The following is a 14,574-nucleotide window of genomic DNA, read 5'->3' on the forward strand; positions in this document are numbered from 1 at the left end:
CCACTTCAAGAACTGGAACGCCGTGCACACCGACTACCGCCGACCCTACGCCACATTCGCCAACGCAATTACCGCAACCATCGCGTTATACAATTACGCAACCGCATCTTGAATAAGCCTCCGAGCCTCATCGTCATGTTCGGCCTTCTCGTGGTGCCCCTGTACCGCACCATCGAATGGAGCCTCGAACGGGTCAACTACGGAGAGGCGGGCACGTTCGTCGGCTTCGACAACTACGCGTTCGCCCTCGGCGACCCGCGTTTCCACAGCACGTTGTGGTTCACCACCGGGCTGACCATCGTGTCGGCCGTCGTCATCGTCGTCCTCGCCTACGTCCTCGCGATCTTCGTCGACGGCCTGCGGCGGGCCCGGCCCCTGGTGCTCGGCATCATGCTCATCCCGTACGTCCTGCCCCACGTCGTCGGTTCGGCGGCCTATTCGTGGCTGTTCGACCCCAACTTCGGCGGCCCCGCGGCGCTCGTGATCTCACGGCTCACGGGCCAGGAGATCCTGTGGTTCACCGACGCGTGGCCCAACCGCCTACTCGTCATGTCCAACATCGTGTGGTCGATGCTGCCGTTCGCGATGCTCATGATCCTCGCCGGCCTGCAGGGCGTGTCCGAGGACCTGCGTGAGGCCGCCGATCTCGACGGGGTCAACGCCTGGCAACGGCATTGGCACGTCATCATCCCGAGCATCCGCGGCGTCATGGGCTTCGTGGGGCTCATCCTCACCATGGACATCTTCCGCGTCTTCGACAACCTCATCCCGCTGTCGCCGGCAGCGGTCCAGATCGGAAACGAATCGATGATGCTGTACATCTACAACATCGCCTTCCGCGAGGGCTCTCCGCAGCTCGGGCTCGGCAGTGCGGTGAGCGTCCTGACGATCCTCGTCATCCTCGTCCTGCTCTACCCCTCGATCCGGGGCATCCTGCGGGAGGCGAGCGGTCGTGACTGACACCGTCACAGGGGCCGCTGCCCCTGCCCTCGCACCCGGCACGTCGAACCCCCGACGAGCCCGGCGCCCGCGTCCCCGCCGCCGCCGCGGCGGCCTGGGCTCGGCGTCCCGCGGCACGATCGTCGCCCTCGTCTGCCTGCTGTCGCTGCTGCCGTTCATCTGGACGGCGCTGTCGGTGACCAAGCCGGTCGACGTCGCCTTCGCGAACCCGCCGGTGCTGACCTACACGCCGACCTTCGCGTCGTTCGAGAACCTCTGGTACGCCACCGATTTCTACAAGTACCTCATCAACACGGTGATCATCGCCGTCATCAGCACCGCCGTGGCGCTGGCGATCGGACTGCCCGCGGCCTACGCGCTGTCCCGGTACCCGGGGCCGGTCTCGGCGGGCCTGCTCATCCTCGCGCTCGTCTTCCGGGCGCTGCCCCGGCCGGCGGTGGTCCTCCCGATGTACGAGATCAGCAAGCAGCTCGGCATCTACGACACGACGTGGGCGATGGCGGCCGCCCTCATCGCGATCAATCAGCCGTTCAGCATCTGGCTGCTGCGCAACTTCTTCGCCGACATCCCCAAGGAACTCGACGAGGCCGCCATGATCGACGGCTGCACGCGTTTCCAGACCCTGCGGCGGATCATGCTGCCGCTCATGGGTCCGGGCATGCTGACCGCCGGGATCTTCATGTTCCTGTTCGCGTTCCAGGAGTACCTGACGGCCGCGATCCTCACGGACGTCAACGCGAAGACGGTGCCCGTGTTCATCGCGACCCAGCTGGGCCAGACGCTGCCGATGCTCCAGCAGGCGGGGGCGGCGACCATGCTGCTCACCCTGCCGGTCGTCGCCGCCGCGTTCCTGGCGCAGAAGTACCTCGTGGCCGGACTCGCGACCGGATCCGTCAAGGGCTGACGTGCCGCTGGTCCTGCTGCCGGGCATGAACTGCTCGCCCCGGCTCTGGGAGGAGGTCGCCGACCTCCTCCCGGAGCCGGTCGAGGTCGTCGCCCCGCACCTGCCGGGGACGTCGATCGACGACGCGGTGGCCCGGCTGGCGGCGACCCTGCCCGACCGGTTCGCGCTGGCCGGGCTGTCGCTCGGCGGCATCGTCGCCATGGCGATGGCCCGGCTGTTGCCGGCGGGCCGGATCGAACGCCTGGCCCTGCTCGACACCAACGCCCGGCCACCGACGCCGGGCCAGATGGGCGGCTGGACCGCAGCCCTGGCCGACCTCGACGGGGGCACGCGGCCACGCGACGTGCAGCGGAGCCTGCTGCCCCTGCTGCTGGGCCCGGGCGCCGCCGCCGACCCCCGCCTCGTGGCCTCGACCCTCGACATGGCGGACGAGGTCGGCCCGGCCAGGCTGGCCGACCAGCTGCGCCTCCAGCTCACGCGGGTCGACGAACGGCCGCGGCTGGCCCGGATCGGGGTCCCCGCCCTCGTGCTCACCGGCGCGGACGACGCGCTCTGCCCGCTCGCCCGGCACGAGGAGATCGCCGCCCTCGTCCCGGGCGCGCGGCTCGCCGTCGTTCCCGGCGCCGGGCATCTGTCGCCCCTGGAGCGGCCGGCGGAGGTCGCCGCCGAGCTGACCGCCTGGCTGGCCCGCCCTGAGGAGGGCCGGCCGGGCGGGGCTCGGAGGGAGGGGCGGTCGGAGGGCGGTCAGTGAGTGTCAGTCGGTGTCGGTCGGCCGGGTCAGGTCGGTGAACGCCTCCATCAGCACCGACGTGAGGTTGTAGACGACGACCTGGGCGCCGTCCTCGAGCGCCGCCGCGGCCCTGGCGCGCGAGCCGACGATGTCGAGGCGCGCCTTGCCCCCGGCCCGGCCCGCGGCGTGGATGCGCCGGCAGGACTCCTCCGGGGTCGGGTCCCCCGGGCCGCTGGAGGCGGCGAGGTCGGCCACCCCGATCATGTAGCCGTCGAGGCCGTCGACCGCCATGATCGCGTCGGCGTTCGCCGCGGAGGCGGGCGACTCGGGCATCGCGAGGACGAGGGTGCCGCGGGCGTACCGGGCCTTGTGGTCGGCCGCCGACACGTTCCCGTATCCGCCGGCCCGCCCGTACGTGGCGAAGCCGCGCTCGCCGAGCGGCGGGTAGTGGCAGGCCGCGACGAGGTCCCGGGCCTGCTCGGGGGTGTCGACGTGCGGGGCGAGGATGCCGGACGCGCCGGCGTCGAGGGCGCGCAGGATCAGCGCGCGCTCGCCCTCACCGACCCGCACGACGACCTCGACGCCGTGCACCTGCGCGAGCGCGATGTGCGCACGGAGCACGGTGACGTCGGCCGGGCCGTGCTCGCAGTCGAGCAGCACGAAGTCGTGGCCGGCCACGGCGAGCATCTCGACGATCTCCTCGCACGGAAGACGCACGAGCGCGCCCACGAGGCGTTCGCCCGCGCGGACGCGCGCGGCGAGGTCCAGCGGCAGGCGGCTCACGCGATCATCCCCGCCGAGAGGTCGACGTCGGCGCCCGTCATGCCGGGGATGCCGAGCATGGCCACGAGCGCCTCGCCCACCTCGTCCTCGGTGACCATCCGGCCCATGCCCGCCCGTCCGACGAACGCGTCGCGGGCCTGCGCGTAGGTGACCCCGGTGCGCTCGGCCTCGCCGCGGAAGTTCCGGTCCATCCGGGCCCCGTCCACGGGCCCGGGCGACAACGTGTTGACCCGGACCCCGCAGTCGCCGAGCTCCCAGGCGAGCGTCCGTGTGAGGCCGATGACGGCCATCTTCGACGCCGCGCACGGGGTGCGCCGCGCCAGCGGCCGCTTCCCGGTGACGGACGCGATGTTGACGATGTCCCCGGCGCCGCGCCCGATCATCCCCGGCAGGAGCGCCCGGCACATGAGGAAGACGCCGCGGACGTTGATGTCGAAGACCTCGTCCCACTGCTCGGGCGTGATGTCGGTGATGGGGGCCACCGGCCCGCCGACCCCCGCGTTGTTGACGAGGACGTCGACCGGGACGTCGGCGAGCTCCCGCGCGAGCGCGTCGACCTGGTCGGCGTCGGCGACGTCGCACGTGCGCACGAGCGGCTCACCCGGCAGCTCCGCCGCGATCGCCTCGAGCGGCCCGGGCCGCCTCCCGACGAGGACGAGGTCGGCCCCGGCGGCCGCGAGGTGCCGCGCCATCGACGCCCCGAGGCCGTTGCCCGCGCCCGAGACGAGGGCCCGCCGGCCGGTGAGGCTCATGCGGGGGCCTTCTCGCCGGTGACGGCCTCGATCCACTCGACGCGGTCTCCGAGGTGCCGGGCGGCGCGGGCGTCGCCCGAGCGGGCGTGGCCCTCAAACAGCTCCACGCGGGCGGCGCGACCGCACACCCGGCCGAGCTCGCCGCTCGACCCCGGGTCACGGATCTCCTGGTAGGTGCACGTCTTGAGGTACTTGCCGACCCACAACCCGCCCGTGTACCGGGCCGCGCCCAGGGTGGGCAGGACGTGGTTCGTCCCGATCACCTTGTCGCCGTACGAGACGCACGTGTTCTCGCCGAGGAAGAGGGCGCCGTAGTCGTGCATCCGCTCCAGCGCCTCGCGCGGCTCGCGCGTGAACACCTGGACGTGCTCGGAGGCGATCTCGTCGCCGATCTGCCACAGCTCGTCCATGTCGTCGGCGATGACGATGCGTCCGTAGTCACGCCAGGCGTCGCCGGCGATGTCCTTCGTCGACAGGCCGGGCAGGATCTCGTCGACGAGGCGCTCGACCTCCTCGGCCAGCGCGTCGCTCGTCGTGACGAGCACGGCGGGGGAGTCGGGGCCGTGCTCGGCCTGGCTGAGCAGGTCGACCGCGATGAGGAACGGGTCGGCCGCGTCGTCGGCGAGGATGAGGATCTCGGTCGGCCCGGCGAAGAGGTCGATGCCGATCTCGCCGTAGAGCTGCCGCTTGGCCTCGGCGACGTAGGCGTTCCCGGGGCCGGCGATGAAGCGGACGGGCTCCATGAAGTCGGTGCCCAGCGCCATCGCCGCCACCGCCTGGACGCCGCCGAGGACGTAGATCTCGTCGGCGCCGGCCAGGTGCATCGCCGCGATCGTCGCGGCCGGGATCTCGCCGCGGATGGGCGGCGTGCACGCCACGACCCGCTCGACGCCCGCGACCTTGGCCGTGCTGATCGTCATGTGCGCGGAGGCGGTCAGGGGGTACCGGCCGCCGGGGATGTAGGCGCCCGCCGAGGTCACGGGCACGTGCCGGTGCCCGAGGAAGACGCCGGGCAGGGTCTCGACCTCGACGTCGCGCATCGAGTCGCGCTGGACCTGGGCGAACCCGCGGACCTGGTCCTGGACGTACCGGATGTCGTCGACGACCTGCTGCGGCAGGGATGCCATGAGCTCCTCGATGCGTTCCGGGGACAGCCGGAAGTGCTCCGGCGACCACCGGTCGAACGTCTCGGAGTATTCGCGAACGGCCTGCGACCCCCGCGTCCGGACGTCCGCTAGGATGCCGCTCACGCGTTCTTGGACATCGGCCGCCGCCGTGTCGGCGAACGTCTTGGTCCGCCCCTGCTTGTGGATCCTGGCCACGTCAACTCCCTCGTCGGCATACGTATGTAGTCATGAAAGTCCGTCGACGCCGGTTCGTCAACACATGCCCCCCGCGGTCGTAAGCTGGACGCCGGAGCGGGCCCCCCGTTCGGTTCACGCAGGCCGCGAGAGGTGCCCCGGATGGTGACCAGTCACGACGTCGCACGCCTGGCGGGGGTGTCGCAGCCGACCGTCTCGCGCGCCCTGCGCGGCGACGCCCGGGTGTCGGCGGCGACGCGGGCCAAGGTCGAGCGGGCCGTCGCCGAGCTGGGCTACGTGCCGAGCGCCACGGGCCGCGCCCTGTCGATGGGCCGCTCCTACCGGGTCGGCCTGCTCGTCACCGACCTCGAGAACCAGTTCTACCCCCACCTCATCGCGCCGGTGCACGACACCCTCGGCCACCTGGGTTACGAGCTCATCCTCATGACCGACCACCACGACCGGGGGCCGGTGACCTCGCGGATCCGGGCCCTCGGTCTGGACGGCGTCATCCTCGCGACGTCGTCGACCGACTCGCCCGTGCCGGTCCGGCTGCGGGATCAGGGCATCCCGTTCGTCTACTTCAACCGGGTGGGCGACGCCGTCGACGCCGACCGGGTCACGTCGGATCCGGTTCCCGGCGTCTCCGCGATGGTCGACCGGCTGGCCGAGGAGGGCCACACGAGGATCGGCGCGATCTTCGGCCCGACGAACGCGAGCACGGGCCTCGCCCGGGCGGCCGCCCTGCGCCGCGCGCTGGCCTCCCACGGGCTCGCCGTCCACCCCTCTCTCGAGGTCACCGGCCCGTTCGAGGCGATCACCGGGCGGGAGGGCCTGCGCGTCCTGTGGGAGGCGCCGGTCAAGCCGACGGCCGTGGTGTGCGCCAACGACGTCGTCGCGCTGGGCGCCTTCAACGGGGCGGCCGACATGGGGCTGGACATCCCCGGCGACGTCTCGATCCTCGGCTTCGACGACCTGCCCGAGGCCTCCTGGCCCGTCTTCGACCTCAGCACGGTGGCGTTCGACCTACGGGGCATGGCGAGCACCGCCGCGACCCTGCTGGCACGTCGGATCGGGGATCCCGGCGCGCCCGTCGAGCACCACTCCTTCCCCACCCGGTTCGTCGAGCGCGGGTCCCTGGCCCCTCCCCGAACCACCTGACCCGGGCACCCGGATCGAGAGAAGGGCGTTATTGCCTCGGTCCATGCATACGCATACACTCGACTGCGGACGATCATTACCCCTGCTCGAGGACAACATGACTCTGCGCGACGTCGCCTACTTGCCTTACGCCGACCCGGACGACTTCATCCGTGAGGTGACCGACCTCATCTGGGTGCAACGGGACATCTCGCACATCTATGACAACTACGAGCCGAACTCGATCGTCCACGGCCCGCTCGGCACCGCGACCGGGGTCGAGCAGGTCGTGCAGGGCAGCATGATGCGGATCGCGCAGACGCCCAGCCACGTGGGGCAGGCCGAGGACGTCATCTGGGAGGCGCGCGGGGACGACGCGTTCCTCAGCTCCCACCTCGTCCTCGGCATCGACCCGATCCCCACGACCACCGGCCTCGTGACGGTGCGGAGCCGGACCATCGCGAACTGCCTCTACCGCCGCGGCCGCATGGTCGAGGAGTGGGTGGTGCGGGACAGCCTCGCGCACTGCCTGCAGATGGGCATCGACCCGGCGCAGGCGGCCCGGGCCGCGACGTTCGTCGGGTACACCCCCGGCTTCTCCGAGCCCCCGCCTCAGGACGTGCTCGCGTGCGGCGACTCCGGGCCGCGCCCCGACGACCACCGGGCCGAGTGCGAGACCGTCCTCGCGATGATCGACGGCGTCTGGAACCGGCGCAACCTCTCGCTGGTCGGCGAGTACTTCGAGCGCGACCTCGTCCTGTCGACCGTGGGCGACCGCACCGTCGTGCGTCCGCACGGCTATCAGGAGGACTTCCTCCGCCTCATCCAGGCCTTCCCCGACGCGGTGTTCGAGGTGCGCGACGTCCAGACCCACCACGCCGAGCGGTACGGCGGCCTGCGCGTCGCGGTCGTGTGGAAGATGGTCGGCCGGTACACCGGCGTCGCCGACTACGGCCCGTTGACCGGGGAGCGCATCGAGCTGCTCGGGGTGTCCCAGTTCCAGTTCCACCGCGGACGGATCGTCCGCGAGGTCCGCATCTTCGACACCGTCGGGCTCATCGCCCAGATCGACGCCACGCGCGGCGAGCGCGAGTTCGTCTTCGACAACCTCTACTGATGGAGAGCGACATGACCGACGTATCCGTCACCCCGGACGAGACGGCCCGACGGACGATCCGCCGCTCCGACTGGGTCCCCTGCAAGGCGGCGTTCATCGACTGCCGCACGCCCGGTTCGGACCGGAAGGACAACTACTCCTTCATTGGGGTGGGTGTGTCGCAGAACTCGGAGCAGCACATCAACCTCGAGGAGCTGCACGGCTTCAACCTGGGCGCCGCGGGGCTGCCCAACGGGACGACGAACAGCCTCCACCTGCACTACACGGCCGAGGTCTTCATCAACTTCGGCGGGACGTTCCGCGTCCGGTGGGGCACCGACGGCTTCGACGGCGAGTACGTGTCCACCGACGGCGACGTCATCAGCGTGCCCACGTGGATCTTCCGCGGCTTCCACAACATCGGCGTCGACGACGGCATCCTGCTCACCGTCCTCGGGCGGGACGACACCGGCGGCATCATCTGGGGCCCGAGCGTCCTCAAGGAGGCGGAGGGGCACGGCCTCTTCCTCCGGGCCGACAACACGCTCGTCGACACGGTCGCCGGGCAGCCCAAGCCCGACGACGACGAGCTCATCAAGCCGATGGACCAGATGTCCATCGACGAGCTGACGACGTACAGCCCGGAGGAGATGCGGGGGCGCATCACCACGGTGGGCGACCGGCGGTACAGCGAGCGCCCGTTCCTGTGCTCGGTGCTGCCGGGCGGGCGGGCCCGGCTCGCGCTCGTCATCGGCTACGGCATGACCGAGAACCGGCGCCAGGTCCCGCGGCTGCACGAGCCGCACAGCTTCAACCTCGCGTGGCTCTCGGCGCCGGTCGGCGAGGGCGTGCTGCGCCACCGACACCCGCAGTCGCAGGCCGTGACGGTGCACTCGGGACGCTGGGAGGTCACGCTCAACGACGGCGCCGACGAGCGCCGCGTCGAGCTCGGTCACCAGGACACCCTCTCGGTGCCGCCCGGGGCGTGGCGGAGCATGCGGTGCGTCGAGGCCGGCCCCGACGGCAAGGGGCACCTGCTCGTCGTCAACTCGAGCGACGCCCGGGTCGAACTCGAGTGGGCGCCCGAGGTCGTGGCGGCCGCACAGGAGGCGGGGTTCGCGCTCGACCCCAACCACTACCTCGCCCCGGTCGCGGTGCTGCGGCAGTCGACGGAGGACGATTGATCCGCGTCGCCGCCTGCCAGGTCCGGCTCGACATCGACGCGCCCGACCGGGCGTGGGCCGACGCCCTCGCCGCCGTGCGCGCGGCCGCCGCGGGCGGGGCCCGGCTCGTCGTCCTCCCCGAGCTCGCCTCCAGCGGATACGTGTTCGCTTCTCGCGCGGAGGCGCAGGCCGCCGCGACGCCGGCCCACGGCGGCGTCGTCGGCGCCCTGGCGGACCTCTCCGGCGAGCTCGACGTCGTCCTCGTGGCCGGCTGGGCGGAGGCCGCCCCGGGCGGTCCGTACAACAGCGCGGTCGTGCTCGAGAGCGGGCGGGTGCTCGGGGTATACCGCAAGGTGCACCTGTGGGGCGACGAGCCCGGGTGCTTCACGCCGGGCGGCGACCCCCCGCTCGTCGTCGACACGCGCCTCGGCCGGGTGGCGGTGATGATCTGCTACGACCTCGAGTTCCCCGAATGGGTCCGGCTGGCCCGGCAGCGGGGCGCCGACGTCGTCGTCGCGCCGGTCAACTGGCCGCTGCTCGACCGCCCGGCCGATCAGCCTCCGCTGGAGCTGCTCCGCGCGCAGGCCACCGCCGGGGCCTATCGGATCCCGATCGTCGTCGCCGATCGCGCCGGACGGGAACGCGGGGTCGACTGGATCGGGGGGAGCTGCGTCGTCGGCCGCGACGGCTACCTGCTCGCCGCGCCCACCCTCGACGGGGAGCGGCCCGGGATCGTCACGGCCGACGTCGAGCCGGCGGGCGACACGTCGATCGGCCCCCGCAACGACGTCCTCGGCGATCGCCGACCGGACCTGTACGTCGAGGGCTGACGAGGACGGGCCCCCGCGCCGCGGCGCGAGGGCCCGTCCTCTCGGTGGGGGTGTCAGTCGATCAGACCCATGCCCCGGCGGCCGATCTCGTTGAGCTCGGCCTCGGTGTACCGGTTCGGCCAGTTCGCCTCGTAGTGCTCCTCGGGGAAGTCGCTGGGTGACTCGCCGCCGCGGAACGCCTTGCGGACGTGGTCGGCGTACTCCTCGTTCTTCGTGCACCACGGGGCGGCGGGGATGTACATGACGTTGCCCCAGCCCTGCTGGTCCTCCACCGGCGCGACGCCGTGGATCATGTCGCAGTGCCACCAGACGGAGTCGCCGGCGCCCACGTCGGGGATCGTGCTGATCGCCTCGGTGAGCAGCGGGTGCCACCGCTCGTTGACGGGGAACGTCTTGTTCTGCGCGACGCCGCACATCTCGTCCTCCGGCACGTCGGAGAGCAGCGGGCGGAGCATGAGGTAGGCCATGGCCTCGGGGATCGGCACGGTGTGCAGCACGCCCTGGTCGTGGGCCATGTCCGAGAGGGCGGTCCAGCCCTGGAACGTGCGGAACGCCGAGCACATGGTCGAGCCGGGGTACTGGTTGGCCTCGGTGCGGTAGGCCGCGTCCCACGGGTCGTACGCCTCGACGTTCCCGTCGAACAGGTGGCGGAAGTGGTTCTGGTAGCCCTCCGTCATCCACAGGTCGAGCGTGCCGGGGTCGAGGTGGGTGCCGAGGCCGCCCGAGGTCGCGCCCGGCGGGCGGCGGCGGATGCGGTCGGGGTAGAGGCTGTCGCGGTTCGGGTCGAACCACGAGCGGCCCTCCGACTCGTGCGTCCACATCGAGTTCATGAAGCCCTGGACGGCCGCCATCCGCGGGTGCGTGCGCGCCTCCATCTGCGCCGAGCTCCAGTAGATGGGGTAGATCTCGGGCTTGCTGCCGACGGTGGAGAAGAAGTCGTCGCCGGGGCCGGTGTAGTTCTCGAAGAACCGGTTCGAGTCGACGTAGTCGACGATGTCCTGGTCCCACTGCACGGCCTGCTCGCGCGAGAAGTGGCCGCGGATCACTGCGCAGCCGCGGCTCTTGATCTTCTCGACGAGCTCGGGGGAGACCGTCCCGGCCTCGATGTCGGCGTAGTCGACGACGGGCCACACGTCGCGGCCGGCGGCGCGGTCGGCGCGGATTCCCTCGATGCGCTCGCGGATCCGGTCCTCGACGACGGCGAACACCTCCTCGACGGTGCGGCCCGAGGCCTCGATGCGGGCGCGCAGGGCGCGCTTGATCTCGCGGATCGCGGCGGGGTGGTCGGCGGGGGGCTCCTCCCAGTGGGGAAGCGCGGGCCGGGCCTGGTCCTGGATCGTCATCGGTGACATCTCCTCTTGGTAAAGGTTCCTTACGAAAGATCATGGCAGGGGGCTGCTAGTTTGTAAAGAGCCTTGACCAAGAAACCGGAGGGAGCCGTGATGGGGGTCGACCTCGTGCGCCGCGCGACCGACGAGGCCGTGCTCGACGCCCTCCTCACCGCGGGCCGCCTCACCCGGGCCGAGATCGCCACCGCCGCAGGCGTGTCCAAGCCCACCGCCTCGGAGAGCGTCCGCCGGCTCGTCGTCGACGGCGTACTCGAACAGGCCGGCCGGCAGGAGGGCGGCCGGGGTCGCACCGGCGTCTACTACCGGGTGGCCGGCGCGGCCGGGCTCGCGCTCGCGGTGCACGCCGGGGCCGGGTCGATCGTCGGCGAGTGCGTCGACGCCGCGGGCGGGGTCGTCCACGCCGCCGAGCGCCGCGTCGGGGTGACGATCGAGGTCGAACGGCTCGCGCGCGAACTGGCCGCGGTGCTGGGGGAGTTGGAGGCGCGGGTGGGGCGGCCCGTCGGCGGTCGGGCGCTCGCGGTGGCCGACCCGGTCGATCTCGACGGCCGGCTCGTCCACCTGCCCGGCTCGCCCTTCGTCCTCGGCGACGGCGACCTGCGCGCCGTCGTGGGCGAGGGTGCGGACGTCGACAACGACGTCAACTGGGCCGCGCGCGCCGAGCTCGCCGCGGGCGCGCCGGCGTCGTTCCTCTACGTGCACCTCGGGGCGGGCCTGGGGGCCGCCGTGGTCGAGGGCGGCGAGGTCGTCCGGGGCCGCGGCGTGGCCGGCGAGATCGGGTACGTCCTGGTCGCCGACTCCTCCGGAACCGCGACCCCCCTCCTGCACGCCCTCGCCGACCTGGGCCTGTGCGTGCCCGACACGACGACCCTGGACGTCGACCGGGTCCGCGTGGCGCTCGCGGCCGGCTCGCCCGACGCGGACCGTGCGGCGGTGATCGGGCCGCTCGCCGGCGCGCTCGCCTCGTGTGCCGCCCTGCTCGACCCGGGGGCGATCGTCGTCGGCGGGCCGTGGGGCCCCGACGCGCTCGACGCCGGTCTCGCCGACGCCGTGGGATCGCGCACCCACCGACCCGCGCCGCTGCGCGCCGCGACGGTGCAGGACGCCCCCCTCGTGGGGGTGCGCCTGCGGGCCCGCGAACTGGCCCGCGCCGCTCTCCTCGGCCCCGTCGCCGGGGAGTAGCGGCCGCCGACACCGCGTCAGGTCGGCGAGGTGCCGGGTCGGTGGGGCGACGACGCAGGGTCGCGGCGGCCGCGGGGGCGTCGTGGCCTCATCCGGCCACCGTCCCGTCCGTCACCTCGTCCCGGCGAGACCCGGGCGGGGCTCATTCACATCACGGTCACCGGCGGACGACCCCGCAGGCCGCGCGGGACCCGCCGTCACCGGCCTTCTTCGTCTCGGCGTCGGGCCCGTTGCCGTAGCGGTCGGGGATGTTCGCGAGGTTGTCGCTGCCCGCGTGCAGCATCACCGCGGTGCCGTCCTTGTCGAACAGGTCGGCGACGCGGAACCGGTCGGTCCACGTCGTCAGGCTGACGCGGTTGTTCGCCCCGGCGTAGACCGGCGGCAGGTCGCCGGTGTGCGCGGCGTGGGCCTGCGAGCCCTTCGTCCAGTGCCCGCCGGCCGAGAGGAAGGCGCCCACCTTCGAGGCGTCCTTCGGGTCGGCCGACTTCCGCTCGCACGTCCCCGTCGTGTGGAGGTGGAAGCCGTGGAACCCGGTCTTGACGTAGCGGGCGTCGATCGTCACGCGGACACCGCCGGCCGAGTCGCGGAAGGTCACGGTCCCGACGCGGTTCCCGCTCGAGCTGTGCAGCACCGCGCGGGCCCGACGCGGGGCGGCGGCGGTCGACGAGGAGGACGAGGACGAGGACGAGTCCGTCGACGAGCTCGACGGGCCCGAGGAGGCCGACGAGTCCCGGCTGCCGGCGGCTCCGCGCGAGGCCACGTCGCCGGAGCGGGTGTCCGCGGACCCGGCGGTCGCGGAGCGTGAGGCGGACGAGAGCGGGGCGGAGGCGTCCCCGCTCCGTGCCGCCGCGGTGGCCGGAACGGCGGCGGCGATCGCCAGCAGGACGACGGCGGTGCTGGTGGTTCCCATGACGAGCTCCCTTGTTCGGCGGTCGTGGCGCCTCCGGTGAGAACGCCGAAACGGACGAATCCACAACGGGACCAACCTGTCCCATCCGCGATCGGGGCGCAAGAGGAAGACGGCGCCAGGGATCGTGGGCGGCCGGCGGCGAGGGGATGTGGGCGCGTGGGACAGGCCCGGGTGGTGCCCGCGACGACCGCCGGGGAGGGCCGGGGCGGCGCCCGCCGACGACGACGTCGGCCAGGGGGCGTCGGCCGGTCTCGTATCCTTGCGGCCGTGACGACCGACGACCTGGCCTCCTCGACCTCCGACGCCTCCCTGGCCCGCACGCAGGCCCGCTCGGCCGCGATCGAGACGGAGATCGACGCGGACCCGTCGCGGTTCCGCGTGCTCACGGGGGACCGGCCCACCGGCAACCTCCACCTCGGGCACTACTTCGGGACCCTGCGCAACCGGGTGCGGCTCCAGCGCCGCGGCGTGGAGACGTTCATCCTCGTCGCCGACTACCAGGTCATCACCGACCGCGACGGCGTCGGCCCCATCCGTGAGCGCGTCTTCTCGCTCCTCGCCGACTACCTCGCCGCCGGCCTCGACCCGGAGGCGACGACGATCTTCACGCACAGCTCGGTCCCCGCGCTCAACCAGCTCATGCTGCCGTTCCTGTCGCTCGTCACCGACTCCGAGCTGCGCCGCAACCCGACGGTCAAGGCCGAGTTCGACGCGACCGGTGGACGCCCGATGTCGGGGCTGCTGCTCACCTACCCCGTGCACCAGGCCGCCGACATCCTCTTCTGCAAGGCCAACCTCGTGCCCGTCGGCAAGGACCAGCTCCCGCACCTCGAGCAGGCGCGCGTCGTCGCGCGGCGCTTCGACGAGCGGTACGGGCGCGGGGGGCTCGACGCGCCGGTCTTCCCGCAGCCGGAGGCGCTCCTCACGAAGGCCCCGAGCGTGCTCGGCACCGACGGGGAGAAGATGAGCAAGTCCCGCGGCAACGTCATCGAGATCGGCATGGACGCCGACGCGACCGCCAAGGCGCTGAAGAAGGCCGTGACGGACTCCGACCGCAACATCACGTTCGATCCGGTGGGTCGCCCCGCCGTCTCGAACCTCCTCACGCTCGCGGCGCTCGCGTCGGACGGCGACGAGGTGGAGCTCGCCGCGCAGATCGGCGACGGCGGGGGCGGCGCGCTGAAGAAGGTCGTCACCGAGGCGATCAACGAGCACCTCGCGCCGGTGCGCGCCCGCCGGGCCGAGCTCGCCGCCGACCCCGCCTACCTGCTCTCCGTGCTCCGGCGCGGGAACGAGCGCGCGAACGCCATCGCCGAGGAGACGCTCGACCAGGTGCGCGGCGCGATGCAGATGGACTACACGACCGCGCCATGACCGGCCGGTCCGACCGCGGGCGTCGGTCGGGGCCCCCGCCGGGCCCGCCCCGCTCCGTCGGCCCGCCCGGGCCGGCCACGGCGGCCCCTCCGGTCCCGCGTGA

Annotated in this window: 14 protein-coding genes; 9 read left to right on the plus strand and 5 right to left on the minus strand. The window is 72.6% G+C overall.

Annotated elements, in window-relative coordinates:
* The first annotated feature begins 108 nt into the window (after positions 1-108).
* Genes ICW24_RS11225 through ICW24_RS11235 form a run of 3 tightly spaced genes read left to right on the plus strand, consistent with a single transcriptional unit; the run spans position 109 to position 2,615 of the window.
* Positions 109-960 carry a carbohydrate ABC transporter permease gene (locus ICW24_RS11225; RefSeq protein WP_226345810.1) on the plus strand — a complete coding sequence of 284 codons (852 nt, stop codon included), beginning with the start codon at positions 109-111 and terminating at the stop codon, positions 958-960.
* Positions 953-1,864, plus strand: a complete 912-nt coding sequence (locus ICW24_RS19720) for a carbohydrate ABC transporter permease (protein ID WP_226345811.1) — start codon at positions 953-955, stop codon at positions 1,862-1,864. The genes ICW24_RS11225 and ICW24_RS19720 overlap by 8 nt, the downstream gene beginning before the upstream one ends.
* Position 1,865: 1 nt before the next feature.
* Positions 1,866-2,615, plus strand: coding sequence for an alpha/beta fold hydrolase (locus ICW24_RS11235; RefSeq protein WP_226345812.1), 750 nt, complete (start codon positions 1,866-1,868; stop codon positions 2,613-2,615).
* 3 nt (positions 2,616-2,618) lie between these two features.
* Here ICW24_RS11235 and ICW24_RS11240 read toward each other — a convergent pair whose 3' ends face one another.
* From ICW24_RS11240 to hisD, 3 genes are read right to left on the minus strand one after another with little or no spacing between them, the layout of a single operon-like run.
* The gene (locus tag ICW24_RS11240) at positions 2,619-3,377 is read right to left on the minus strand and encodes an HpcH/HpaI aldolase family protein (protein WP_226345813.1); all 759 of its coding nucleotides are present in this window, start codon (positions 3,375-3,377) and stop codon (positions 2,619-2,621) included.
* Complete coding sequence (locus tag ICW24_RS11245; RefSeq protein ID WP_226345814.1) at positions 3,374-4,129, minus strand: SDR family NAD(P)-dependent oxidoreductase; 756 nt, start codon at positions 4,127-4,129, stop codon at positions 3,374-3,376. Before ICW24_RS11245 ends, ICW24_RS11240 begins: the two co-directional genes overlap by 4 nt.
* Positions 4,126-5,451, minus strand: a complete 1,326-nt coding sequence (hisD, locus tag ICW24_RS11250; RefSeq protein WP_226345815.1) for a histidinol dehydrogenase — start codon at positions 5,449-5,451, stop codon at positions 4,126-4,128. Before hisD ends, ICW24_RS11245 begins: the two co-directional genes overlap by 4 nt.
* A gap of 141 nt (positions 5,452-5,592) precedes the next feature.
* Here hisD and ICW24_RS11255 point away from each other — a divergent pair, with 141 nt between their 5' ends.
* Genes ICW24_RS11255 through ICW24_RS11270 form a run of 4 tightly spaced genes read left to right on the plus strand, consistent with a single transcriptional unit; the run spans position 5,593 to position 9,659 of the window.
* Positions 5,593-6,591 carry a LacI family DNA-binding transcriptional regulator gene (locus tag ICW24_RS11255; RefSeq protein WP_226345816.1) on the plus strand — a complete coding sequence of 333 codons (999 nt, stop codon included), beginning with the start codon at positions 5,593-5,595 and terminating at the stop codon, positions 6,589-6,591.
* Between the two features lie 43 nt (positions 6,592-6,634).
* Entirely contained in the window at positions 6,635-7,687 is a 1,053-nt protein-coding gene (locus ICW24_RS11260) for a nuclear transport factor 2 family protein (RefSeq protein ID WP_226345817.1), read from the plus strand.
* A gap of 11 nt (positions 7,688-7,698) precedes the next feature.
* Positions 7,699-8,850 (plus strand): cupin domain-containing protein, encoded by a 1,152-nt coding sequence (locus tag ICW24_RS11265; protein ID WP_226345818.1) that lies wholly within the window; start codon positions 7,699-7,701, stop codon positions 8,848-8,850.
* Positions 8,847-9,659 (plus strand): nitrilase-related carbon-nitrogen hydrolase, encoded by an 813-nt coding sequence (locus ICW24_RS11270; protein ID WP_226345819.1) that lies wholly within the window; start codon positions 8,847-8,849, stop codon positions 9,657-9,659. The genes ICW24_RS11265 and ICW24_RS11270 overlap by 4 nt, the downstream gene beginning before the upstream one ends.
* Before the next feature lie 53 nt (positions 9,660-9,712).
* On the opposite strand, the gene ICW24_RS11275 is transcribed toward ICW24_RS11270, so the two are convergent.
* Positions 9,713-11,002, minus strand: a complete 1,290-nt coding sequence (locus tag ICW24_RS11275; protein WP_226345820.1) for a DUF1479 domain-containing protein — start codon at positions 11,000-11,002, stop codon at positions 9,713-9,715.
* 99 nt (positions 11,003-11,101) lie between these two features.
* On the opposite strand from ICW24_RS11275, the gene ICW24_RS11280 reads away from it, so the two are divergent.
* A complete protein-coding gene (locus tag ICW24_RS11280) occupies positions 11,102-12,187 on the plus strand; it encodes an ROK family protein (RefSeq protein WP_226345821.1) in 1,086 nt (361 codons plus the stop codon).
* Positions 12,188-12,344: 157 nt separating this feature from the next.
* Here the strand turns inward: ICW24_RS11280 and ICW24_RS11285 are convergent, their stop codons facing one another.
* Positions 12,345-13,097, minus strand: coding sequence for a superoxide dismutase family protein (locus ICW24_RS11285; RefSeq protein ID WP_226345822.1), 753 nt, complete (start codon positions 13,095-13,097; stop codon positions 12,345-12,347).
* A 267-nt stretch (positions 13,098-13,364) separates the two neighbouring features.
* On the opposite strand from ICW24_RS11285, the gene trpS reads away from it, so the two are divergent.
* Complete coding sequence (gene trpS, locus ICW24_RS11290) at positions 13,365-14,471, plus strand: tryptophan--tRNA ligase (RefSeq protein ID WP_226345823.1); 1,107 nt, start codon at positions 13,365-13,367, stop codon at positions 14,469-14,471.
* Positions 14,472-14,574 lie beyond the last annotated feature (103 nt).

This window comes from Agilicoccus flavus (assembly GCF_014857905.1).
GTDB classification, from domain to species: domain Bacteria; phylum Actinomycetota; class Actinomycetes; order Actinomycetales; family Dermatophilaceae; genus Agilicoccus; species Agilicoccus flavus.

Bases quoted from the DNA above. Each gene is read 5' to 3' on its own strand.
- ICW24_RS11245 (WP_226345814.1), bottom strand. From the start codon at position 4,129: ATGAGCCTCACCGGCCGGCGGGCCCTCGTCTCGGGCGCGGGCAACGGC.
- ICW24_RS11255 (WP_226345816.1), top strand. From the start codon at position 5,593: ATGGTGACCAGTCACGACGTCGCACGCCTGGCGGGGGTGTCGCAGCCG.
- ICW24_RS11260 (WP_226345817.1), top strand. From the start codon at position 6,635: ATGCATACGCATACACTCGACTGCGGACGATCATTACCCCTGCTCGAG.
- ICW24_RS11265 (WP_226345818.1), top strand. From the start codon at position 7,699: ATGACCGACGTATCCGTCACCCCGGACGAGACGGCCCGACGGACGATC.
- ICW24_RS11275 (WP_226345820.1), bottom strand. From the start codon at position 11,002: ATGACGATCCAGGACCAGGCCCGGCCCGCGCTTCCCCACTGGGAGGAG.
- ICW24_RS11280 (WP_226345821.1), top strand. From the start codon at position 11,102: ATGGGGGTCGACCTCGTGCGCCGCGCGACCGACGAGGCCGTGCTCGAC.
- ICW24_RS11285 (WP_226345822.1), bottom strand. From the start codon at position 13,097: ATGGGAACCACCAGCACCGCCGTCGTCCTGCTGGCGATCGCCGCCGCC.